We start from the raw sequence: 21515 nt of genomic DNA, 5'->3' as shown, positions 1-21515 counted from the left end.
AGCCGCAGCCGCCGGCTATCGCGGAAACCCGCAGCTTCCTCATGCGGCGGTGGATCGCAGCCGGATCTGACCCGTTTTGCGCCCGACACGGCAATGCACGACGCCGGTGCGTGGACCGCCGGCGCCGCCAGCGGCCGTCGCGCCCGGGACGCAAACGGCACGCGCAAACGTTACGCCAAGACGCCATGCGCACCGCGCCGCAACGCCGCTTGCCGCATGTCACAGGCATGCGCGTTGCGTCGACGCATCTCGGTAATGAACCACCCTTGGCAGCCCGCTGCGGAGGACTACACTAATCCTTAATGAGGTGCGGCTGGAGCCTGCGCCTTCAGGGAGACGCCGCCATGAATCGGCCGCTGAATCGCATCCTGCCGCGCGTGACCGGGAGTGCCTCGGTCTGGACGTGGATCAAGTGGTCCTTGCTGGCCGCGCTGGTGATCGCGATCGCGATCCTCGCGCGGCTCGTGATGACCGAGATCGAGACGTCGCGCCTGCAGGCGCACTACCTGTCCGAGCTCACGCGCGACGTCGGCTACACCGTCGAGACCGGCGCAAGCGACCATATCCGCTTCCCTGCCAACGGGCCGTACGACCAGCGCCTCGGCTACTCGATGATTCCCGCGTTTCAGCAGCGCCTGCTCGCGCGCGGCTTCGTCGTCGGCAAGCAGGCGCGCGATTCGCAACGCATGCTGTCGCTCGCCGATCACGGCCTGTTCCTGCCTTACGAAGAGAAAGACCAGGCCGGGCTGATGCTGTTCGACTCGACCGGCTCGCCGCTGTTCGCGACCGTGTTCCCGCAGCGCGTCTATGCCGACTTCGACACGGTGCCGCGTGTGGTCGCGGATTCGCTGTTGTTCATCGAGGATCGCTACCTGCTCGACGCGAACCAGCCGAACCGCAACCCGGCGATCGACTGGGGCCGCTTCAGCCGCGCGCTCGCCGACCAGGCGCTGCACGTCGTCAACCATCACCAGGCGCGCCCGGGCGGCAGCACGCTCGCGACGCAGATCGAGAAGTTCCGCCACTCGCCCGACGGCCGCACCGCGACGCCGCCGGAGAAGCTGCGGCAGATTGCGTCGGCGTCGGTGCTCGCTTATCTCAACGGCCCGCAGACGATGCTCGCGCGGCGCGCGATCCTGGTGCGCTACCTGAACTCGGTGCCGCTCGCCGCGCGGCCGCACGTAGGCGAAATCACGGGCATCGGCGACGGTCTCGCCGCGTGGTACGGCCGCGACTTCAACGACGTGAACCGGATCCTGTCCGCGCCGACGACCGGCGACAACGTCGACGAACAGGGCAAGACTTTCCGCGAGGTGCTGTCGCTGATCATCGCGCAGCGCGCGCCGTCGTACTTCCTGAATCGCGGCTATCCGGCGTTGCAGAAGCTGACCGACAGCTACTTGCGGCTGCTGTCGAACGGCGGCGTGATCTCGCCCGCGCTGCGCGATGCGGCGCTCGCCGCGCAGATCGAGCGCAGCGCGCCGCCGGCGGCCGCGCGCGTGCAGTCGTTCGTGTCGCGCAAGGCCGTGTCGTCCGCGCGTGCTTCGTTGCTGTCGGCACTCGGGATGAGCGACCTCTACCAGCTCGACCAACTGGACCTGGAAGCCACCAGCACACTCGACAACGGCGTGCAGCAGGCGGTCGCCGAACGGCTCGCGCGGGCGTCGACCCGCGACGGCGCACAGGCCGCCGGCCTGTATGGTTTCGAGATGCTCGCGCCGAAGGACGACCCGTCGCATCTCACGTACAGCTTCACGCTGTACGAGCACCGCAACGGCGCAAACATGCTGCGCGTGCAGACCGACAGCGTGAACCAGCCGTTCGACGTGAACCGCGGCGGCCGCATAAACCTCGGCTCGACCGCGAAGCTGCGCACGCTGATCACCTACCTGCAGATCGTCTCCGACCTGCATGCGCGCTACGGCAACCTGTCGAACGCGCAACTCGCGAAGGTGAAGCCCGATCCGATCGACGGGCTGTCGCGCTGGGCGCTCGATTACCTGTCGCATACGCGCGATCGCTCGCTGCGGGCGATGCTCGACGCGGCGGTCGAACGCAAGTATTCGGCGAGCCCCGACGTGTTCTACACGGGCGGCGGCGCGCAGGTGTTCTCGAACTTCGAGAAGTCGGACAACGGCCGCATCCTGACGCTGCATGCGGCGTTCGAGCACTCGGTCAACCTCGTGTTCGTGCGGCTGATGCGCGACATCGTCCATTACGAGATGCTGCAGGCGGCCGGCCCGTCGTCGTCGTGGCTCGGCGATCCGGAGCAGCGCAAGCATTATCTCGAGCAGTTCGTCGACGGCGAGAGCAAGGTCTACGTGAAGCGCTACTACACGCGCTATGCGGGCAAGGCACCCGACGACGCGCTCGCGCTGATGCTGAAGGACGTGCGCAAGTCGCCGCCGAAGATCGCGACGGTGCTGCGCAGCGTCGCGCCGAACGAATCGCTCGCGTGGTTCAGTGCGCAGATGCGCGCGCAACTGAAGGGCACGCCGGCCGCGACGCTGTCGGACGACGATCTCGCCGCGCTCTACGCGAAATATGCGATCGACCGGTTCAACCTGAACGATCGCGGCTATATCGCGAGCGTCCACCCGCTCGCGCTGTGGACGCTCAACTACCTGCGCGCGCACCCGGACGCGCCGCTCGGTGACGTTCAGCGCGACAGCCGCGACGCGCGCTTCTACACGTACTCGTGGCTGTACAAGACGCGCTACCACGCAACCCAGGACCGGCGGATTCGCCATATGGTCGAGCTGCGCGCATACGGGGAGATCACGAAAGCGTGGCGTGCGCTCGGCTACCCGTTCGCGGAAGTCACGCCGTCGTACGCGGCCGCGATCGGCGCGTCGGGCGACCAGCCCGACGCGCTCGCGAAACTGATCGGCCTGATCGCCAACGGCGGCCAGAAGGCGCCGACCGAGACAATCACGCGCCTTGACTTCGCGAAAGGCACGCCGTACGAAACGCGTTTCGTGCGCGCCGCCGCGCAGCCGCAACCGATGCTGTCGCCGGAGATCGTCAACGTCACGCGCACGCTGCTGCGCGACGTCGTGCTCAACGGCACCGCACGGCGTCTCGCGGGCGGCTTCACGCTGCCCGACGGCAAGACGCTCGACGTGTACGGCAAGACCGGGACGGGCGACCAGCGCTTCAACGTCTATGCGCGCGGCGCGCGGCTGATCGAATCGCGCAAGGTCAATCGCAGCGGCACGTTCGTGTTCGTGCTGGGCGACCGCTTCTTCGGCGTGCTGACGGCGACCGCGCACGAGCCATACGCGGCCCGCTACGACTTCACGAGCGCGATGGCGGTGCAGTTGCTGAAGTCGATGGCGCCGGCGCTCGCGCCGCTGATCGAGCGCCCCGTCACGGCCGGCACGCGCACGGCAGGCCCCGCGCCGCAGGCGGAAACGCCGGCGCCGCAGGCCGCGCCCGTCGAGCCTTCGTGACGGCTGCCCGCACGTTTGGGCGACGCTCCGGCCGGACACATTGGCGTGGACGATCCAAGCGCGTAGAGTAACGCGCACCGCGCCGCGCGCGTCGTGCCGCAGCGCCCTTCCGATCCGTTCCGACCAAGAGGAAAACCGCCATGCTCGAACTGCGCCCCGGCTGCGAATGCTGCGACAAGGACCTGCCGCCCGATTCGCCCGACGCACGCATCTGCACCTTCGAATGCACGTTCTGCGCGAGCTGCGCGGACGACGTGCTGAAGGGCCGCTGCCCGAACTGCGGCGGCGATCTGGTCGCGCGGCCGCGCCGCCCGGCGGGCCTGCTCGCGAAGTATCCGGCGTCGACGCAACGCGTGCTGAAACCGGGCGGCTGCGCGAACCACTGACCGCCTGCACCGCCCTTCCCTTCAGGACATCTCGATTCGCGCGCGCGTGATGGCAAGCAGCGACGCCATCGCGCGGCGCGCGCCGTTCTCGTCGCGCACACGGATCGCGTCGCTGACGGCCGTGTGCTCGGCGAGCGATGCATTGAACACATGCGCGCGACGCGCGTTCAGATGCAGCTGAGCCTCGAGCGTGCGGTCGATCAGCGCGCCGAGCGGCACCAGCAGCTCGTTGCCGCCGGCCTCCAGCACGCTCAGGTGAAAGCGCAGGTCCGCGCGCACCCATTCGTCGACGTTGCGCGCGGCGGCCATCGCGCGCACGGCGTCCTCGATCGCGGCGAAGGCGTCCGGCCCGTGCGTGCGCGCGGCCAGCGCGGCCGCATGCGGCTCGATCATCTCGCGCATCTCCTGCAGCTTCAGCGCGAACGCAAGCGGCGGCGCGACGCGCGCGTACCAGTCGAGCAGGTCGGCATCGAGCAGGTTCCATGCGCGGCGCGGGCGCACGCGCGTGCCGACCTTCGGCCGCGATTCGACCAGCCCTTTCGACGTCAGCGTGCGCAGCGCCTCGCGCAGCACCGTGCGGCTCACGCCGAACATCTCCATCAGGTCCGGCTCGCGCGGCAGCAACGACTCGGGCGGATAGTCGCCGCGCAAGATCGCCGTCGCCAGCCGGAAGGCCGTCTGTCCATGCAGGTCGCGTTGAATGATCGTTCTCCGGTGACGGGCAACGCCGCGGCTGCCCACTATCTGCACAATAGTGCTATTAATACTATTTTTTATCGGGCTACGCTAGGATAACCGTCACGTATTCGACCGGCGCCGCATCCGCACGTCCGCGCCGGTCACTCCTGGAGACTCGCGACATGAAAATCACCCGCCTCGAAACCTTCGTCGTCCCGCCGCGCTGGCTGTTCCTCAAGATCGAAACCGACGAAGGGATCGTCGGCTGGGGCGAACCGGTCGTCGAGGGCCGCGCGCACACGGTCGAGGCCGCGGTGCACGAACTCGCCGACTATCTCGTCGGCAAGGATCCGCTGCTGATCGAGGATCACTGGCAGGTGATGTACCGCGCCGGCTTCTACCGCGGCGGCCCGATCACGATGAGCGCGATCGCGGGCGTCGACCAGGCGTTGTGGGACATCAAGGGCAAGCATCACGGCGTGCCCGTGCACGCACTGCTCGGCGGCCAGGTGCGCGAGCGCATCAAGGTTTATTCGTGGATCGGCGGCGACCGGCCGAGCGACGTCGCGAACAACGCGCGCGCGGTGGTCGAGCGCGGCTTCAAGGCCGTGAAGATGAACGGCTCCGAGGAGCTGCAGATCGTCGACACCTACGACAAGGTCGAGCAGGTGATCGCGAACGTCGCGGCGGTGCGCGACGCGGTCGGCCCGCACGTCGGTATCGGCGTCGACTTCCACGGCCGCGTGCACAAGCCGATGGCGAAGGTCCTCGCGAAGGAGCTCGATCCGTACAAGCTGATGTTCATCGAGGAGCCGGTGCTGTCGGAGAATGCCGAGGCGCTGCGCGACATCGTCAACCAGACCAACACGCCGATCGCGCTCGGCGAGCGACTCTATTCGCGCTGGGACTTCAAGCACATCCTCGCGGGCGGCTACGTCGACATCATCCAGCCCGATGCATCGCACGCGGGCGGCATCACGGAGTGCCGCAAGATCGCGACGCTCGCGGAAAGCTACGACGTCGCGCTCGCATTGCACTGCCCGCTCGGGCCGATCGCGCTGGCCGCGTGCCTGCAGCTCGATGCGGTCAGCTACAACGCGTTCATCCAGGAACAGAGCCTCGGCATCCACTACAACCAGGGCAACGACCTGCTCGACTACCTGCGCAACCCCGAGGTGTTCCGCTACGAGGACGGCTTCGTCGCGATCCCGCAGGGCGCGGGGCTCGGCATCGACGTCAACGAGGAGAAGGTGCGCGAGATGGCGAAGACGGGACATCGCTGGCGCAACCCGGTGTGGCGTCACGCGGACGGCAGCGTCGCCGAATGGTGATGAGGAAGTGAGGGGAAGTGCGTTGCGCGGCGCGCATGCCGCGCAATGGCTTCGAGACGGCCGCCCGACAGGCGGCCGTTCGCGCATCTGCGGCACGTGACGTGCGGGCACCCGGCCCGGCACCGCGCCGCCGCCCGCCCGTCAGCCGAGCGCGGCGAACCCCGGCACGCTGAACGACAGCACGGCGGCCGCGACGAACACGCCGATCATCGTCAGCGCCTCGAGATGCAGGATGTTGCGGAACGTGTGCGCGTCTTCGGTCGACGCGGTGCGGCGCAGGCGCGGCAGCGCGGAGAAGCGGTTCAGGCCGCCGAGCACGAGCGCGAGCGCGACGAGCAGCAGCTTGAGCAACAGCACGCGCCCCCACGTGCTGCCGTCGAGCGGCGCGAGCGAGCCGCCGAGCCCGCGCAGCGCGTTGAGCACGCCCGTGCCGAGCACGAACACGACCGCGATCACCGACGTACGCGACAATTGCTGGCCGATCCGGATCAGCGCGCCGCGCGCAACCGACGAGCCGAGCACCGGCAGCACCGCGAGCCCGCCCGCGAGCACGAGGCCGCCCCACACCGCGGTGGCGAGCAGGTGCAGCGTCTGCACGCCGACCGCCGCGGACAGCGGGCCGGTGTCGGCCGCATGGCCAAGCGATGCCTTGCCGGCCGCGATCACGATCACCGCGAGCCACAGCACCGCGTGCGCGACCGGGCCCTCCGGCTTTGCCAGCGCGACGATCGCGAGCACGACGGCGCCGCCGAACGCGACGCTCCATGCGAAGCCCGTGTGCGTCTGCGCGAGCATCACGGGAATCGCGGCGAACGCGCCGCCGAGCCCCGCGCCGCTCATCGATGCGGCTTCGTACACCAGCCAGCCGAGATCGGCGAGCACGAGCGCCAGCGCCGCCGCGACCAGCGAATGTTGCGCGCGCAGCCACGCAGGATGCGACGGCGCGACGACCGGCCGCGCACCGTCCTTGCCGAGCCATGCCTTGAGCAACGCCGAGCCGACGGCCATCGCGAACGTCGCGTCCATCAGCGCCGCCAACGCGACCTGCCCGATCCACAAGCTGTCGATCCTCATCGTGCGCGCCCTCCCGGGAACGGCCGGCCCGCGGCGCGGCGGCAAGTGGAACGACAGCGGAAAGATGGCAACGGCACGATAGGGAACGTCATCGATGAATCCGGAAACGTGGGAAATGACTGGGTCTGCGGCGGAGGCGGCGCCGCGCGACCCGCGAGTGTACGGTCTTCGATGGTCAAAGCGCACGCCGGTTCACACGATCGGCGCACAAAGCGCGTCAAATTGTCGCAAGTCGCAAACAGACAGGAACCGATGTCCTTTCGCCAAATAGCCGTCATTACCCATCGATGATAGAATGCCGCGTCGCAGCAGCCCGGCTGTCCTGCCGTCCATGCGCCGAGCCGATCGTAGCCCGGACAGGTCCCCGACGAATAAACATGGAGTCTCGTGTGTCTTCAAGACGCCTCTTCCGTCCGTTGCTTGCCGTTCTCCTGATCGGTGGCGCGGGCCTTATGAGCGCTGCCCAAGCGCAGACCAAGCCCACGGAGCAAGCGCACGCCCAGCAGGCGCCGCTCAAGGCACCCGATACGATGGCCGAGCGCGTGCGCGGCTGTACCGCATGCCACGGCGTCCACGGCCAGGGCACGGACAACGACTATTTCCCGCGGCTTGCCGGCAAGCCCGCCGAGTACCTGTACAACCAGCTCGTCAACTTCCGTGACGGCCGGCGCAAGTACCCGCCGATGAACTATCTGCTGACGTACCTGAACGACGATTACCTGAAGGAAATCGCCGAGCACTTCTCGGCCGAGCGCCCGCCGTACCCGACGCCGGCCAAGCCGACGCTGCCGGCGGCCACGCTCGCGCGCGGCAAGCAGCTCGTCACGCAAGGCGATCCGTCGCGCAAGCTGCCGGCCTGCGTGGCCTGCCACGGCGCGGGGCTGACCGGCATGCAGCCGGCGATCCCGGGCCTCGTCGGCCTGCACGCCGACTACCTGAGCGCACAGCTCGGCGCATGGCGCTCGGGCAACCGCCACGCGAAGGCACCGGATTGCATGCATGAAATCGCGTCGAAGCTGTCGGACGAAGACGTGACGGCCGTGACCGCATGGCTCGCCGCGCAACCGGCGCCCGCCAACCCCGTGCCGGCCCCGGCGCGTTCGATGAAGACTCCGCTCGCCTGCGGCAGCGAACCGCAATAAGGCAAGGGAGACAGACACAATGAAACGCAAGTCCCTGTTTGCACTCTCGGCCGTCGCGATCGTCGCGGCTGCCGCCCTCGTGCCGGTCCTGTGGCCGGCCAGCGACACGCTGCACGGCAATGCCGCCGTCGCGGCAACGCCGGCCGACCAGGCCGCGCTGATCAAGAAGGGCGAATACCTCGCACGCGTCGGCGACTGTATCGCGTGCCACACCGTGCGCGGCGGCAAGTCGTTCGCGGGCGGCCTGCCGATGGCGACGCCGTTCGGCACGATGTACACGCCGAACATCACGCCGGACGACAAGGACGGCATCGGCAAGTGGACGTCGGACGACTTCTACCGCGCGATGCACACCGGCCGTTCGAAGGATGGCAGCCTGCTCTACCCGGGCTTCCCGTTCGCGAGCTACACGAAGGTCACGCGCGCCGACTCGGACGCGATCTACGCGTACCTGCGTTCGGTCCCGCCGGTATCGGTGCCGAGCCGTCCGCACGAACTGAAGTTCCCGTTCAACAACCGCAACCTGCTGATCGGCTGGCGCACGCTGTTCTTCAAGGAAGGCGAATACAAGCCGGATCCGACGAAGTCGGTCGAATGGAACCGCGGCGCGTACCTCGTCGAAGGCCTCGGCCACTGCTCGATGTGCCACACGTCGATCAACATGATGGGCGGCCCGGTGAATTCGGCAGCCTTCGCGGGCGGCCTGATTCCGCTGCAGAACTGGTATGCGCCGTCGCTGACGAACGACAAGGAACTCGGCCTCGGCGACTGGCACGTGCAGGAGCTGTCGGACCTGCTGCAAGCCGGCGTGTCGAACAAGGGCGCGGTGTTCGGCCCGATGGCCGACGTCGTGCACAACAGCCTGCAGTACATGAGCGACGAGGATACGCGCGCGATGTCGACGTACCTGAAGTCGATCCCGCAGAAGGCTGAAGCGCCGAAGAACATGCAGTACGAGCCGTCGAAGCAATTCGGCAACGCGCTGTTCGACCAGGGCAAGAAGATCTACGCGGACAACTGCGCGACCTGCCACGCCGAAACCGGCGCGGGCAAGCCGCCGGCATATCCGCCGCTCGCGGGCAACCATTCGATCGTGATGGAATCGGCGGTCAACCCGATCCGCATGGTCCTGAACGGCGGCTATCCGCCGAGCACGTTCAAGAATCCGCGTCCTTACGGGATGCCGCCGTTCGCGCAATCGCTGTCGAACCAGGAAGTCGCGGCGGTCGTCACGTATATCCGGATGTCGTGGGGCAACAACGGTACGCCGATCTCGCCGCAACAGGTGAGCGACCTGCGTTCCGCGCCGCTTGACTAAATAACGCGCGACACAAACGGGGGCGCGGCTGCGGGAAACCGCAGCCGCGCCCCTTTGCTTTTTGCGACGCCGTTCCCCGCGCGGGCCGCGCGAGGCGTCGCCGATCATAAAACTCAAGAGTGGTATCTATGTCTTTCGAATCTCTCGGCCTGGCCGAACCGCTGGTCAAGGCGGTCAACGAGCTCGGCTACACGTCGCCGACTCCCATCCAGCAGCAGGCGATCCCCGCCGTCCTCGGCGGCGGCGACCTGCTCGCCGGCGCGCAGACCGGCACCGGCAAGACCGCCGGCTTCACGCTGCCGATCCTGCAGCGCCTGCACACGTTCTACGCCGAACATCGCGGCGCGAAACGCGCGGTGCGCGCGCTGATCCTCACGCCGACGCGCGAACTCGCCGCCCAGGTCGAGGAAAGCGTGCGTGCGTACAGCAAATACCTGAAGCTGCGCTCGACCGTGATGTTCGGCGGCGTCAGCATCAATCCGCAGATCGATGCGCTCAAGCGCGGCGTCGACATCGTCGTCGCGACGCCCGGGCGTCTGCTCGACCACATGCAGCAGAAGACGATCGACCTGTCGGATCTCGACATCCTCGTGCTCGACGAAGCCGACCGGATGCTCGACATGGGCTTCATCCACGACATCAAGCGCGTGCTCGCGAAGCTGCCGCCGCAGCGCCAGAACCTGCTGTTCTCGGCCACCTTCTCCGACGAGATCAAGTCGCTCGCCGACAGCCTGCTCGATTCGCCGGCACTGATCGAGGTCGCGCGCCGCAACACGACCGCCGAGACCGTCGCGCAGAAGATCCACCCGGTCGACCGCGACCGCAAGCGCGAACTGCTCACGCATCTGATCCGCGAGCACAACTGGTTCCAGGTGCTCGTGTTCACGCGCACCAAGCACGGCGCGAACCGGCTCGCCGAACAGTTGACGAAGGACGGCATCAGCGCGATGGCGATCCACGGCAACAAGAGCCAGTCGGCGCGCACGCGCGCGCTCGCGGAATTCAAGAACAGCACGCTGCAGGTGCTCGTCGCGACCGACATCGCCGCGCGCGGGATCGACATCGACCAGTTGCCGCACGTCGTCAACTTCGACCTGCCGAACGTGCCGGAAGATTACGTGCACCGGATCGGCCGCACGGGCCGCGCGGGCGCGACGGGCGAAGCCGTGTCGCTCGTGTGCGTCGACGAGAAGCAACTGCTGCGCGACATCGAGCGGCTGATCAAGCGCGAGATTCCGCAGGAAGTGATCGCGGGCTTCGAACCCGATCCGAACGCGAAGCCCGAGCCGATCCAGCAACGCCGCGGGCAGCAACCGCGTGGCGGCAACGGTGGCGGCGGCGGCGGCGGCGGCAATCGCCAGCCGCGCGCGGGCGGCTCCGGCCAGCCGGCCGCGAAGCGCGACGGCAATGCGCAGCCGAAGGCCGCGAAGGCGGCCAAGCCGCGCACGGGCGGCGGCGCGAGCGGCAACGCCGGCGGCGGTGCGCGCCCGTCAGGCGGCAATGGCGCGCGTCCCGCGAACGGCAATGCCGCGCATGCGAACCGCAACCGTTCGTCGCGCAGCGGCCAGCGCGGTCACTGAAGCCGCGCGGCCGCGCGCCGCAGGTGCTCGACCTGGCGCTGCCAGCGCGCGAGCACCTCGGCGCGCGCCTGCCCTTCCAGCGCGAACGTGACACCCGTCGCGAGACGCGCATAGCCGACCCGCTGCGCATCGCCATGCGCGATCGTCGCAGCGAAGCCGGCCAGCCCGCCGAAATCTCCTTCGAGCGGCTCGATCCTTAGTTGTGCCTGAAAGAATGCGCCGTCCGCGACGAGCGTCAACGCGGCCGTGCGCCGTTGCGCCAGCGCGCGCGCCGCACGCGACTGCGGCCAGAGCGCGAGCAGCAGCGTGCGCGCGTCGCGTGCATGGATCTCGCCGACGCTGAGCAGCGTCGTGCGCAACTGGCCATCGTCGGTCGCGACGATCAGCGATGCGGCGAAGTCGGCATGGCGTTCAAGCGCCGTGCCGTCGAACAGCGAAACGACGGCCGGCGGCCACGCGTCGAACGTCCATTGTTCGAGCGCGTGGCGATGGGTATCGGTCATGATGGCGGCCCCGGTGAAAAGCGGTCGATGATGCCGAAGCATACGCGCGCCGCGGGGCCGGCGGTGACACTCAGTGACACTCAGCGCATGAACACGTGCCGCGTAATCTTCGTCAGCGGATAGTGGACGCTCGGCTGGATCTTCGCGGGAAGATCGAGCGGTTTGAGCAGCATCTTCACGCACATGTCGGCCGACAGGTTGCGCCGCACGAGCGAGCTGATGCGCGCGGCGCGCTCGCGGTTGTATTGGTCGTCGCCGACCCGCTCCGGGTAGCGGACCGCGAACACGTGGCGCAGCGCGATCTCGGAATCCTCGTTCTTGATTTCCAGCACGCGGCGCATCAACGCGCCGAGCACCGCGAGCCGGCCGTTGCCTTCGAGCTTGTTGTACTTCTTGAAGAACTTGAAGAAGTGCTTGTAGTGACGCACTTCGTCCGTGCGGATGTTGTCGGTGATTTCCTTCAGCACGGGCTCGTCCGAGCATTCGTTGATCGCGCGATAGAGCGTGGCGGTGCCCGTCTCGACGACGCAGCGCGCGACCATCTCGAGCGCGCGGGTCTTCTCGAACGCTTCGACCGAGCACGTCTTCGAATATTCGGCGAAGAAATTCGCGAACGCGGTATCCCAGTCGAACTCGGGCCATACATGCGCGATGTACGCCTTCAGCGCGCGCCCGTGCTGCAGTTCCTCGTGCTCCCATGCATTGTTGAGCCACGCGGACACTTCCGGATCGTCGTTGAAGAACTCGCTCAGATTGCTCGTGTAGAGATCCGAGCCGCTCTCGATGAACGACGACGCGCACAGCAACAGCAGCAGATCCTCGTTCGCGGCGGCGCGCTGACGATCGATCCGGTTCAGGTCGATGTCCTCGATACGCCACGGCATGACATGCGTCGTTTCAGTAGGCATGGTGGTGCGCTCCCAGTCGTCGCGCGGCCGGCCGGCCCGATCTTCGGCACAGGCCCGGCGCGCCCGCAGGCGACGTTTTGCTTGCGTTTTTAGTGAGTTGGTCCGGCCGAACCATTCAGGCATCTTAGCCGGACTTTTATGTTCGTGCTTCAAAGCACTGACCATACCCGACGGGCGCAGTTCCGCCGCGCATGTTGCGGTTCGTTAGACGGGTTGCTCGAACCGGCTGCGCGCGTTCGACGAGATGCCCCGCATGAAGCAGGACGGGCAGCCATGCGGCCGCCCGTCGAGCGCGAGACCGAGACTGGAAGCGTTCCGTCAGAAACCGGCCGCGAGGCCGTCGCGACGGCCGTCGCTCGCGGCCACGTACCCGCACTCGGGATCGTCGCGGTCAAGGCGCCACACGAACTGTCCCGAGCCGAAATCCATGTAAGGATCGTCGATCGACTTGATCGTGTGGCCGCGCGCGGCGAGCGCGTCGATCGTGTCGCGATTCATCGTCGACTCGACGTCGAGCGTGAAGTCGCGATTGACCTTCCAGCGCGGCGCGTCGCAGGCGGCCTGCGGCTGCTGCCCGTAGCCGAGCATCCGCACGACGGTCTGCAGGTGGCCCTGCGGCTGCATGTCGCCGCCCATCACGCCGAAGCTCATCACGGCCTCGGTGCGCCCGTCGACTTCCTCGGTGACGAACGCCGGAATGATTGTATGGAACGGCCGCTTGCCGCCCGCGACGACGTTCGGCGACGCCGGGTCCATCGAGAAGCCGTGCCCGCGGTTCTGCAACGCAATGCCCGTACCCGGCACGACGAGCCCCGAACCGAAACCCATGTAGTTCGACTGAATGAAGCTCACCATCATCCCGCGCTCGTCCGCCGCCGACAGATAGATCGTGCCGCCCGAATGCGGCCGGCCGGCAGCGAAGTGCGTCGCGCGCGCGCGATCGATCAGCTTCGCGCGTTCCGCGAGATACGCGTCGTCGAGCATCTGCGCGGGCGTCACGTCCATCGCGCGCGGATCGGCGACGTAGCGATAGACATCCGCGAACGCGAGCTTCATCGCCTCGATCTGCAGGTGCTGCGAGTCGGCCGAATCGACCGGCCATTCGGCCACGCCCGCATGCTCGGCGATCCCGAGCGCGATCAGCGCGGCGATGCCCTGCCCGTTCGGCGGAATCTGGTGAATCGTGTGCCGGCCGAAGCGCTTGCCGATCGGCTCGACCCATTCCGGCCGGTACGCGCTCAGGTCGGCCTCGGTCAGCGCGCCGCCGCCGTCGCGCGCGAAGGCCGCGATCTGCCCGGCGAGCGCACCCTCGTAGAACGCGCGCGGGCCGTCCTTCGCGAGGGCGCGCAGCGTGCGCGCGTGACCGGGCAGGCACATGCGCTCGCCGACGAGCGGCGCGCGCCCGCGCGGCATGAAGGTATCGGCGAAACCCGGCAGTCCCTGCAGCTCGGGCACCGCGGCCGCCCACTTGTGCGCGACGATCGGCGGCACCGAATAGCCGCGCTCGGCGATCTCGATCGCCGGCTCGAGCAGGTCCGCGAACGGCAGCGAACCGAACTTCGCGTGCAGCGCTTCCCAGCCGGCGATCACGCCCGGCACCGTGACGGTGTCCCAGCCGCGCGTCGGCTTGTTCGCGATGCCGCGCGCGTCCTCGCCGTGGCGCCGGCGGAAGTAGTCCGGGTTCCACGCCGCCGGCGCGACGCCCGACGCATTCAGCCCGGACAACCGCGCGCCGTCCCATACAAGCGCGAACGCATCGCCGCCGAGCCCGCACGACACCGGCTCGACCACCGTGATCGCGGCGGCGGCGGCCAGCGCCGCATCGACGGCATTGCCGCCCTTCCACAGCATCCGCAGCCCGGCCTGCGCCGCGAGCGGGTGCGATGTCGACACGACGTTGCGCGCGAACACCGGAATGCGGGTCGTCGGATACGGGTTGTGCCAGTTGAAGCCAGTCATCGGTTCCACCTCGTCGAAAGCTCAATGAACGCGCCGCGCGCACCACCGGCGCGCGCGGACAGTCCGCCATTGCAGCGCGATCCGAGCGATCGCACAAATTCATTTGTGACATGAATCCATGTGCTTCGCGCATGAATTGCGGACCGCGATAGGCCGCAGGCCGGTCGAATGCCCTTCGCGCCCTTACAATACCCGCTCCGCCTCACGACCCGACCGCCGAGCCATGACCCGAGATCCCCGCCTCACCCTCAACGCGCGCCAGCAGGAACTGCTCGAATGGGTGCAGCGCGACGGCTTCGTGACCGTCGACGATCTCGCCGCGCACTTCGCGGTCACGCCGCAGACGATCCGCCGCGACGTGAACTGGCTCGCCGACCTGAACCTGCTGCGCCGCTACCACGGCGGCGCGAGCCTGCCGACCAGCTCGGAGAACGTGTCGTACACCGCGCGCCAGCGGATGTTCCACGACGAGAAGCGGCGCATCGCGGCACTCGCCGCGTCGCACATCCCCGACCAGGCATCGCTGTTCATCAATCTCGGCACGACGACCGAGGAAGTCGCCCGCGCGCTGAACCGCCATCACGGCCTTCACGTGATCACGAACAACCTGAACGTCGCGTCGATGATGAGCGGCTACCCCGACTGCGAGGTGCTGATCACGGGCGGCATCGTGCGGCCGTGGGACAAGGGCATCGTCGGCGAACTCGCGATCGACTTCATCCGCCAGTTCAAGGTCGACTACGCGATCATCGGCACGTCGGCGATCGAGGCCGACGGCACACTGCGCGACTTCGACACGCGCGAGGTGCGCGTGGCCGAGGCGATCATGCAGCATGCGCGCACGGTCTACCTCGTCGCCGATCATTCGAAGGTCGGCCGCCCGGCGCTGGTGCGTCAAGGGCACCTGAGCCAGGTGCATGCGCTCTTCACCGACAAGCCGCTGCCGCCGGAGATGGCCGACGCGGTGGCGAACGCGGGTACCCAGGTGTATGTCGCGGAATAATGCTTGCGTTGCTGCACCGCACCTGAAACTTCAAGTGAAATCAAGAAGCTGGCGCGCCGACTGAACCGCTTGCGGCACATCTGCCTGTCAAACTGAAAATTAACGGGGCACGATTTGTCGTTGCCCGCGCGTTCGACTAGACTCCAGTTCCCCGGCCCGTTCGCCCGTTACGCCCGTGCCAAGGCGTGTGCGAATCCCAAGGCCGGCGAATACAGCTTTCCCCCCAAGCCATACCCCGCGGGGTATCGCGCACCGGCGTTCGCGCCGGTCGCGCGGGCAGACCGATTGCCATGGAGAGAACGATGCTGAGTCCGCATGAATTCGCCACGCTACTGCTTGTGAAGGACGCCCCTGACCAGGGCGACATGGATCGGGATGAACTCGACGCGCTGCTCGAACAGCAGCTCGTTCGGCTGGAAGGGCTGGGATCGGGACGCAAATACTGCGTGACCGAGACCGGCGACGCCGCGCTGCGATCCATCAAATACCGCTATTCGTAAAGCTCCGCTGTTCCTGACCTGAGCGCCCCGGCCGGATTTCCGGCCGTGCCGCCTTTTCCGGTTTTCCCGCCTCCCGCAGCTTTCCCGCGTCAGCCGCCGCGCAGCGTCGGATCGACCGCGGCCCGCCAGCTGATGGCCTGCGCGCGTGCGCCGTTGAAATACGCGATCCATCCGGCGCGCCCCGCCGCGTCCGGTGCCGCGTAGTGCGCCGAAAGTTCGTTTACGAACGCACAATAGTTCTCCTGCGTCAGCCCGCGATACCGTTTCGCCACGTACGCGTCGTAAAGCGTCGAATAGACCGGCTGCGCGTCCGCGCCCCAGTCGCGCGCGGCGCCGCCGCACGACGTCTCCAGGTCGACGAACGACGGCGCGCGCCAGTTCCCGGCCAGCGGCGGCATGCCGGCGCTGCACCCTGCCAGAACGACGGCGCACGCACCGGCCCACATCCCAATACGCATGATTCACCTCGCGAAACGGTCGATTCCGTCAGTATCGTCCGGGATCGCGCCGCGCGCTACTGGCCCCGCTTTTTCGAACTTTACTTTTTCGATTTCGTTCGTTAAATTTCGAATTCGAACATTTCGTGTTCGCCCATTTCCATCAGACGATAAGGACAGCAGGTGACCCAACCGAATCGCTACGATCTGCTCGTCGTCGGCGGCGGCATCAACGGCGCGGGCATCGCGCGCGATGCGGCCGGCCGCGGCCTGTCGGTGCTGCTCTGCGAGCAGGACGACCTCGCGTCGCACACGTCGTCGTCCAGCACGAAGCTGATTCACGGCGGCCTGCGCTACCTCGAATACAACGAATTCGGCCTCGTGCGCAAAGCACTGCAGGAGCGTGAAACGCTGCTGCGCGCGGCGCCGCACATCATGTGGCCGCTGCGCTTCGTGATGCCGCACATGCCGAACCTGCGGCCGGCCTGGCTGATCCGCATCGGCCTGTTCCTCTACGATCACCTCGCGAAGCGCGAACTGCTGCCCGGCTCGCGTGGCATCGACATGCGCCGCCATGCGGCCGGCGCACCGCTGATCGACTCGATCAAGCGCGGCTTCGTGTATTCGGACGGCTGGGTCGACGACGCACGCCTCGTCGTGCTGAACGCGCTCGATGCGAAGGAGCGCGGCGCCGAGATCCTGACCCGCACGAAGCTCGTGTCGGCGGAACGACGCGGCGACGAATGGGAAGCACGGCTGCGGCACGCGGACGGCTCGATTCGCGTGGTGCATGCGCGCGCGGTCGCGAACGCGGCCGGCCCGTGGGTCGGCGAAGTGCTGCACGGCGCGCTCGGCCGCGGCGCGCAACACAGCGTGCGGCTCGTGAAGGGCAGCCACATCGTCACGCGCCGCCTGTTCGATCACGATCACGCATACATCTTCCAGAACCCGGACAAGCGGATCATCTTCGCGATTCCGTACGAGCACGATTTCACGCTGATCGGCACGACCGACGTCGAATACACGAACGATCCCGCGAAGGTCGCGATCGATCGCGACGAGACGCAGTATCTGTGCGATTCGATCAACCGCTACTTCAAGCGCAAGATCTCGCCGGCCGACGTGCACTGGACCTATTCGGGCGTGCGCCCGCTGCTCGAGGACGAAAACGCCGCGAACGCATCGGCCGTCACGCGCGACTACCGCCTCGAGATGGACGACGGGGCCGGCGCGCCGCTGCTGTCGGTGTTCGGCGGCAAGATCACGACCTTCCGCAAGCTCGCGGAAGAAGCCGGCGACCTGCTGTGCCGCGCGCTCGGCCGCGATGCGAAAACCTGGACGGCCGGCGCGCCGCTGCCCGGCGGCGACATCGCGAACGCGAAGTTCGACACGTTCGCCGACGCATTCGCGAAGCGCCACCCGTGGCTGCCCGCCGCACTCGCGCGCCGCTATGCGCGCGCGTACGGCACGCGCGCGGAACGCGTGATCGACGGCGCGACCTCGCTCGCCGAGCTCGGCGCCGAAGTCGCGCCGGGCATCCACGACGCCGAACTGCGTTACCTGCGCGACGTCGAATGGGCGACCTGCGCGCAGGACGTGCTGTGGCGCCGCTCGAAGCTCGGGCTGCACGCAGCGCCCGGCACGCTCGACGCGGTGACGGCCGCGCTCGACGCATGGTTCGCCGCCGCGCACGCGCCGCACGCGTGATTCGTTTGCAGTTGCAGTTGCTTGACCGACGTTGATTCACCGACGCGCCGCGTAACATGCGGCGCGCATCACAACTACGCCAATCCACGGATGGAGATGAGAGACATGCAGGATCAGTACATCCTCGCGCTCGACCAGGGCACGACCAGCTCCCGCGCGATGCTGTTCGATCGTCAGGGCAACATCGTATCGATCGCCCAGAAGGAGTTCGAACAGATCTACCCGCAACCCGGCTGGGTCGAGCACGACCCGCAGGAAATCTGGTCGACGCAGGCGGGCGTCGCCGCCGAAGCCGTCACGCGCACGGGCCTGAACGGCACGTCGATCGCCGCGATCGGCATCACCAACCAGCGCGAGACGACGATCGTCTGGGATCGCGAGACGGGCCAGCCCGTCTACAACGCGATCGTGTGGCAGGACCGCCGCACCGCCGACTTCTGCGATTCGCTGAAGAAGCAGGGCCTCGAAGCGAAGGTGCGCGCGAAGACCGGCCTGCCGATCGACTCGTACTTCTCCGCGACCAAGATCCGCTGGATCCTCGACAACGTGCCGGGCGCGCGCGACAAGGCGCGCCAGGGCAAGCTCGCGTTCGGCACCGTCGATAGCTGGCTCGTGTGGAACTTCACGAAGCACGAACTGCACGTGACCGACGTGACCAACGCGTCGCGCACGATGCTGTTCAACATCCACACGCGCGAATGGGACAGCGAGCTCCTCGAGCTGCTCGACATTCCGCGCAGCATGCTGCCGGAAGTGAAGGCGTCGTCGGAAATCTACGGCCACACGAAAACCACGGTGTTCGCGTCGAAGATTCCGCTCGCGGGCATCGCCGGCGACCAGCACGCGGCGCTGTTCGGGCAGATGTGCACGACGTCGGGCATGGTGAAGAACACGTACGGCACCGGCTGCTTCCTGATGATGAACACCGGCAACAAGCCGATCGAGTCGAAGAACAACCTCGTCACGACGATCGCCTGGCAGATCGGCGACGACGTGCAGTACGCGCTCGAAGGCAGCATCTTCATCGCGGGCGCGGTCGTGCAATGGCTGCGCGACGGCGTCGGCATCATCAAGACCGCCGCCGAGATCGAAGCGCTCGCCGCGAGCGTGCCGCACACCGACGGCGTCTATCTCGTGCCGGCGTTCGCGGGCCTCGGCGCGCCGCACTGGAATGCACGGGCGCGCGGTTCGGTGTTCGGCGTCACGCGCGGCACGACGTCCGCGCACCTTGCGCGCGCGGCGCTCGACGCGATCGCTTACCAGTCGCTCGACGTGCTGGCCGCGATGGAAGCCGACTCCGGCATCAGCATCGGCGAGCTGCGCGTCGACGGCGGCGCGAGCGCGAACAATCTGTTGATGCAGTTCCAGGCGGACCTGCTCGGCGTCGACGCGGTGCGTCCGCAGATCACCGAGACGACCGCGTTGGGCGCGGCCTACCTCGCCGGTCTCGCGATCGGCTACTGGAAGAACCTCGACGAAGTGCGCAGCCAGTGGCAGCTCGATCGCCGCTTCTCGCCGTCGATGCCCAAGGAGCAGGTCGAACGCTGCATGGCCGGCTGGCAACGCGCGGTGCGCGCCGCCAAGGCGTGGGCCGACGACACGCAGTAACCCGAAGCAGCCGGAAGCAATCCGAACGAAATAAAACAACACCGGCGGACCGCGCGGCGCGCGAGTCCGCCGTCCTCTACGAGAGACAACATGTCACCTTATATTGCTGAATTCATCGGCACCGCGATCCTCGTGCTGCTCGGCAACGGCGCGGTCGCGAACGTGCTGCTTGCGAAGACCAAGGGCAAAGGCGCGGACCTCATCGTGATCGTGATGGGCTGGGCGATGGCGGTATTCGTCGCCGTCTACGTGACCGCGTCGTTCAGCGGCGCGCACCTGAACCCGATCGTCACGATCAGCCTCGCGCTCGCGGGCAAGTTCGCGTGGTCGAAGGTCGGCGGCTACATCGTCGCGCAGATGCTCGGCGGGATGGCCGGCGCGCTGCTCGTGTGGCTCGCGTATCGCCAGCACTTCGCGAAGGAAGCCGATGCCGACCTGAAGCTCGCCGTGTTCTGCACGGCGCCCGCGATCCGCAGCACGACGCACAACGTGCTGACCGAAGCGATCTGCACGTTCGTGCTGATTCTCGGCGTGCTGTATCTCGCGTCGCCGCAGGTCGGCCTCGGCGCGCTCGACGCACTGCCCGTCGGCCTGCTCGTGCTCGGCATCGGCATCTCGCTCGGCGGCCCGACCGGCTATGCGATGAGCCCGGCGCGCGACCTGTCGCCGCGCCTGATGCATGCGCTGCTGCCGATCCCCGGCAAGCGCGACAGCGACTGGCGCTACGCATGGGTGCCGGTGGTCGGCCCGCTGCTCGGCGGCGCCGCGGCGGCCGGCCTGTATCTGCGTCTGCACGCGATGGCCTGAGCGCGGTTTCATTCGAGAATGCGTGCTCGAGCGTGCGGCCACGGCTGCCGCGCGCTCGAGCGCCGATCCCCTCCCCCCGGTCGCCGCTGCGCCGGCACCGCACACCGCCGCTGGCGACCACCCGCGGCCGACACGGGCGACTTCAGCTTCACGTTCGCGAACGCGAACGCCTTCCCCCGGCCCACTGCCGCTGCTGCGCCGGCACCGCACACCGCCGCTGGCGACCGTCCACGGCCGACACCCGCGACTTCAGCTTCACGTTCGCGAGCGCGAACGCATCCGGCGTCGCGTCGATTTCGCGCTCGACCGGCCTGCACGATTCCTCCCGGCATCCAGCCGTCCCGGGTAGCGCGGCGCCACCGCGAAAGCACGTATCATGGCGGGATGCCCGGCGTCGCCGACACTCCGCTTCTTCACCATCATGCTCGATCACCTTATCTGCGACTGCGACGGCGTCCTCGTCGACAGCGAAGTCATTGCCGACCGCGTGCTGTTCGAAACGCTGTCCGCCACCTTCCCTCACCTCGATTTCGAAGACGCCGCGAAGTCCGCCTTCGGCCAGCAGACGTCGCGCTTTCTCGCCGGGCTCGAAGCGCATTTCGGCATCCGGATGCCCGAGAACTTCATCGAGACCGTCGAGCGCAACATCGAGACCGGTCTCGCCCAATCGCTCGCGCCGATCACCGGCGTGCGCGATGCGCTGCTGAAGGTCGGCCTGCCGGCGGCGGTGGTATCGAACAGCCGGCTCGTGCGCGTGCGCAGCTCGCTCAAGCGCGCGTCGCTCACCGAAATCTTCGGCGATCGCGTGTTCAGCTCCGAGCAGGTCGCGCGACCGAAACCTTACCCGGACGTGTACCTGCACGCCGCGCAGACGCTCGGCGTCGAGCCGGCGCGCTGCATCGTCGTCGAGGACAGCGTGTCGGGCCTGAACGCCGCGCGCGCGGCGGGCATGAAGACGATCGCGTTCGTCGGCGCGAGCCACATCCCCGACAACTACGCGGACGCGCTGCGCGCGATGGGCATCACGCGCATCATGCGAAGGATGGATGAACTGCCGGCGCTCGTCGCGGCCGGCCTGCGCGGCGAATTCGGCGACGTGCAGTCCTGACGGACGTCCGCGCC

At 67.8% G+C, this 21515-nt stretch carries 18 protein-coding genes; 12 read left to right on the top strand and 6 right to left on the bottom strand.

All coding sequences use genetic code 11. The features are described from left to right. Window positions 1–344 precede the first annotated feature (344 nt). Together HW466_RS22140 and HW466_RS22135 are read left to right on the top strand one after the other, a co-directional pair. Window positions 345–3452, top strand: coding sequence for a biosynthetic peptidoglycan transglycosylase (locus HW466_RS22140; RefSeq protein WP_059773139.1), 3108 nt, complete (start codon window positions 345–347; stop codon window positions 3450–3452). Between the two features lie 140 nt (window positions 3453–3592). After that, entirely contained in the window at window positions 3593–3838 is a 246-nt protein-coding gene (locus HW466_RS22135) for a DUF1272 domain-containing protein (RefSeq protein ID WP_059447822.1), read from the top strand. Window positions 3839–3859: 21 nt separating this feature from the next. Here the strand turns inward: HW466_RS22135 and HW466_RS22130 are convergent, their stop codons facing one another. Continuing rightward, complete coding sequence (locus tag HW466_RS22130) at window positions 3860–4543, bottom strand: FadR/GntR family transcriptional regulator (protein WP_059447908.1); 684 nt, start codon at window positions 4541–4543, stop codon at window positions 3860–3862. Window positions 4544–4698: 155 nt separating this feature from the next. Here HW466_RS22130 and dgoD point away from each other — a divergent pair, with 155 nt between their 5' ends. After that, window positions 4699–5847 (top strand): galactonate dehydratase, encoded by a 1149-nt coding sequence (dgoD, locus tag HW466_RS22125; RefSeq protein WP_151006766.1) that lies wholly within the window; start codon window positions 4699–4701, stop codon window positions 5845–5847. Window positions 5848–5988: 141 nt separating this feature from the next. On the opposite strand, the gene HW466_RS22120 is transcribed toward dgoD, so the two are convergent. Beyond that, window positions 5989–6921 carry a CopD family protein gene (locus tag HW466_RS22120; RefSeq protein ID WP_059790018.1) on the bottom strand — a complete coding sequence of 311 codons (933 nt, stop codon included), beginning with the start codon at window positions 6919–6921 and terminating at the stop codon, window positions 5989–5991. A 377-nt stretch (window positions 6922–7298) separates the two neighbouring features. On the opposite strand from HW466_RS22120, the gene HW466_RS22115 reads away from it, so the two are divergent. From HW466_RS22115 to HW466_RS22105, 3 genes are all read left to right on the top strand, one after another. After that, on the top strand, window positions 7299–8063 hold the full coding sequence (locus HW466_RS22115) for a c-type cytochrome (protein WP_059447825.1): 765 nt from the start codon (window positions 7299–7301) through the stop codon (window positions 8061–8063). Window positions 8064–8082: 19 nt separating this feature from the next. Continuing rightward, entirely contained in the window at window positions 8083–9381 is a 1299-nt protein-coding gene (locus tag HW466_RS22110) for a c-type cytochrome (protein ID WP_059506813.1), read from the top strand. A 128-nt stretch (window positions 9382–9509) separates the two neighbouring features. Further along, window positions 9510–10961: a DEAD/DEAH box helicase gene (locus HW466_RS22105; RefSeq protein WP_059545383.1), complete on the top strand. Its 1452-nt coding sequence runs from the start codon at window positions 9510–9512 to the stop codon at window positions 10959–10961. Here HW466_RS22105 and HW466_RS22100 read toward each other — a convergent pair. The 3 genes from HW466_RS22100 to HW466_RS22090 all read right to left on the bottom strand — a co-directional run bounded on the left by HW466_RS22100 (window position 10955) and on the right by HW466_RS22090 (window position 14331). Next, entirely contained in the window at window positions 10955–11464 is a 510-nt protein-coding gene (locus tag HW466_RS22100) for a hypothetical protein (RefSeq protein ID WP_059773131.1), read from the bottom strand. The two genes, HW466_RS22105 and HW466_RS22100, sit on opposite strands and share 7 nt — an antisense overlap. 80 nt (window positions 11465–11544) lie before the next feature. After that, on the bottom strand, window positions 11545–12372 hold the full coding sequence (locus tag HW466_RS22095) for a ferritin-like domain-containing protein (RefSeq protein ID WP_059447828.1): 828 nt from the start codon (window positions 12370–12372) through the stop codon (window positions 11545–11547). A gap of 318 nt (window positions 12373–12690) precedes the next feature. Next, window positions 12691–14331: a gamma-glutamyltransferase family protein gene (locus tag HW466_RS22090; protein WP_174905865.1), complete on the bottom strand. Its 1641-nt coding sequence runs from the start codon at window positions 14329–14331 to the stop codon at window positions 12691–12693. Between the two features lie 223 nt (window positions 14332–14554). Between HW466_RS22090 and HW466_RS22085 the strand changes: the two genes are divergently transcribed. Continuing rightward, window positions 14555–15334, top strand: a complete 780-nt coding sequence (locus tag HW466_RS22085) for a DeoR/GlpR family DNA-binding transcription regulator (protein ID WP_044846783.1) — start codon at window positions 14555–14557, stop codon at window positions 15332–15334. A gap of 302 nt (window positions 15335–15636) precedes the next feature. Then, entirely contained in the window at window positions 15637–15834 is a 198-nt protein-coding gene (locus tag HW466_RS22080) for a hypothetical protein (RefSeq protein ID WP_040144790.1), read from the top strand. Between the two features lie 89 nt (window positions 15835–15923). On the opposite strand, the gene HW466_RS22075 is transcribed toward HW466_RS22080, so the two are convergent. Next, the gene (locus HW466_RS22075) at window positions 15924–16292 is read right to left on the bottom strand and encodes a hypothetical protein (protein ID WP_059506817.1); all 369 of its coding nucleotides are present in this window, start codon (window positions 16290–16292) and stop codon (window positions 15924–15926) included. Window positions 16293–16454: 162 nt separating this feature from the next. On the opposite strand from HW466_RS22075, the gene glpD reads away from it, so the two are divergent. From glpD to HW466_RS22055, 4 genes are all read left to right on the top strand, one after another. Next, a complete protein-coding gene (glpD, locus tag HW466_RS22070; RefSeq protein ID WP_059944822.1) occupies window positions 16455–17978 on the top strand; it encodes a glycerol-3-phosphate dehydrogenase in 1524 nt (507 codons plus the stop codon). A 105-nt stretch (window positions 17979–18083) separates the two neighbouring features. Then, window positions 18084–19586, top strand: a complete 1503-nt coding sequence (gene glpK, locus HW466_RS22065; RefSeq protein WP_059447832.1) for a glycerol kinase GlpK — start codon at window positions 18084–18086, stop codon at window positions 19584–19586. Between the two features lie 90 nt (window positions 19587–19676). Then, a complete protein-coding gene (locus tag HW466_RS22060) occupies window positions 19677–20393 on the top strand; it encodes an MIP/aquaporin family protein (protein ID WP_059447833.1) in 717 nt (238 codons plus the stop codon). A gap of 421 nt (window positions 20394–20814) precedes the next feature. After that, window positions 20815–21501, top strand: a complete 687-nt coding sequence (locus HW466_RS22055) for an HAD family hydrolase (protein WP_059447910.1) — start codon at window positions 20815–20817, stop codon at window positions 21499–21501. The last annotated feature ends 14 nt before the right edge of the window (window positions 21502–21515 follow it).

This window comes from Burkholderia territorii, from assembly GCF_902833055.1.
GTDB lineage: Bacteria > Pseudomonadota > Gammaproteobacteria > Burkholderiales > Burkholderiaceae > Burkholderia > Burkholderia territorii.
The sequence above is the reverse complement of the archived record's forward strand: the minus strand, read 5'-3'. Positions and strand labels throughout refer to the sequence as shown.

Coding starts and splice junctions, on each gene's coding strand:
- HW466_RS22120 (WP_059790018.1), bottom strand. CDS start 6,921: ATGAGGATCGACAGCTTGTGGATCGGGCAGGTCGCGTTGGCGGCGCTG.
- HW466_RS22060 (WP_059447833.1), top strand. CDS start 19,677: ATGTCACCTTATATTGCTGAATTCATCGGCACCGCGATCCTCGTGCTG.
- HW466_RS22105 (WP_059545383.1), top strand. CDS start 9,510: ATGTCTTTCGAATCTCTCGGCCTGGCCGAACCGCTGGTCAAGGCGGTC.
- HW466_RS22080 (WP_040144790.1), top strand. CDS start 15,637: ATGCTGAGTCCGCATGAATTCGCCACGCTACTGCTTGTGAAGGACGCC.
- HW466_RS22055 (WP_059447910.1), top strand. CDS start 20,815: ATGCTCGATCACCTTATCTGCGACTGCGACGGCGTCCTCGTCGACAGC.
- glpK (WP_059447832.1), top strand. CDS start 18,084: ATGCAGGATCAGTACATCCTCGCGCTCGACCAGGGCACGACCAGCTCC.
- HW466_RS22100 (WP_059773131.1), bottom strand. CDS start 11,464: ATGACCGATACCCATCGCCACGCGCTCGAACAATGGACGTTCGACGCG.
- HW466_RS22090 (WP_174905865.1), bottom strand. CDS start 14,331: ATGACTGGCTTCAACTGGCACAACCCGTATCCGACGACCCGCATTCCG.
- HW466_RS22095 (WP_059447828.1), bottom strand. CDS start 12,372: ATGCCTACTGAAACGACGCATGTCATGCCGTGGCGTATCGAGGACATC.
- HW466_RS22075 (WP_059506817.1), bottom strand. CDS start 16,292: ATGCGTATTGGGATGTGGGCCGGTGCGTGCGCCGTCGTTCTGGCAGGG.
- HW466_RS22085 (WP_044846783.1), top strand. CDS start 14,555: ATGACCCGAGATCCCCGCCTCACCCTCAACGCGCGCCAGCAGGAACTG.
- HW466_RS22110 (WP_059506813.1), top strand. CDS start 8,083: ATGAAACGCAAGTCCCTGTTTGCACTCTCGGCCGTCGCGATCGTCGCG.
- HW466_RS22135 (WP_059447822.1), top strand. CDS start 3,593: ATGCTCGAACTGCGCCCCGGCTGCGAATGCTGCGACAAGGACCTGCCG.
- HW466_RS22115 (WP_059447825.1), top strand. CDS start 7,299: ATGGAGTCTCGTGTGTCTTCAAGACGCCTCTTCCGTCCGTTGCTTGCC.
- HW466_RS22140 (WP_059773139.1), top strand. CDS start 345: ATGAATCGGCCGCTGAATCGCATCCTGCCGCGCGTGACCGGGAGTGCC.
- dgoD (WP_151006766.1), top strand. CDS start 4,699: ATGAAAATCACCCGCCTCGAAACCTTCGTCGTCCCGCCGCGCTGGCTG.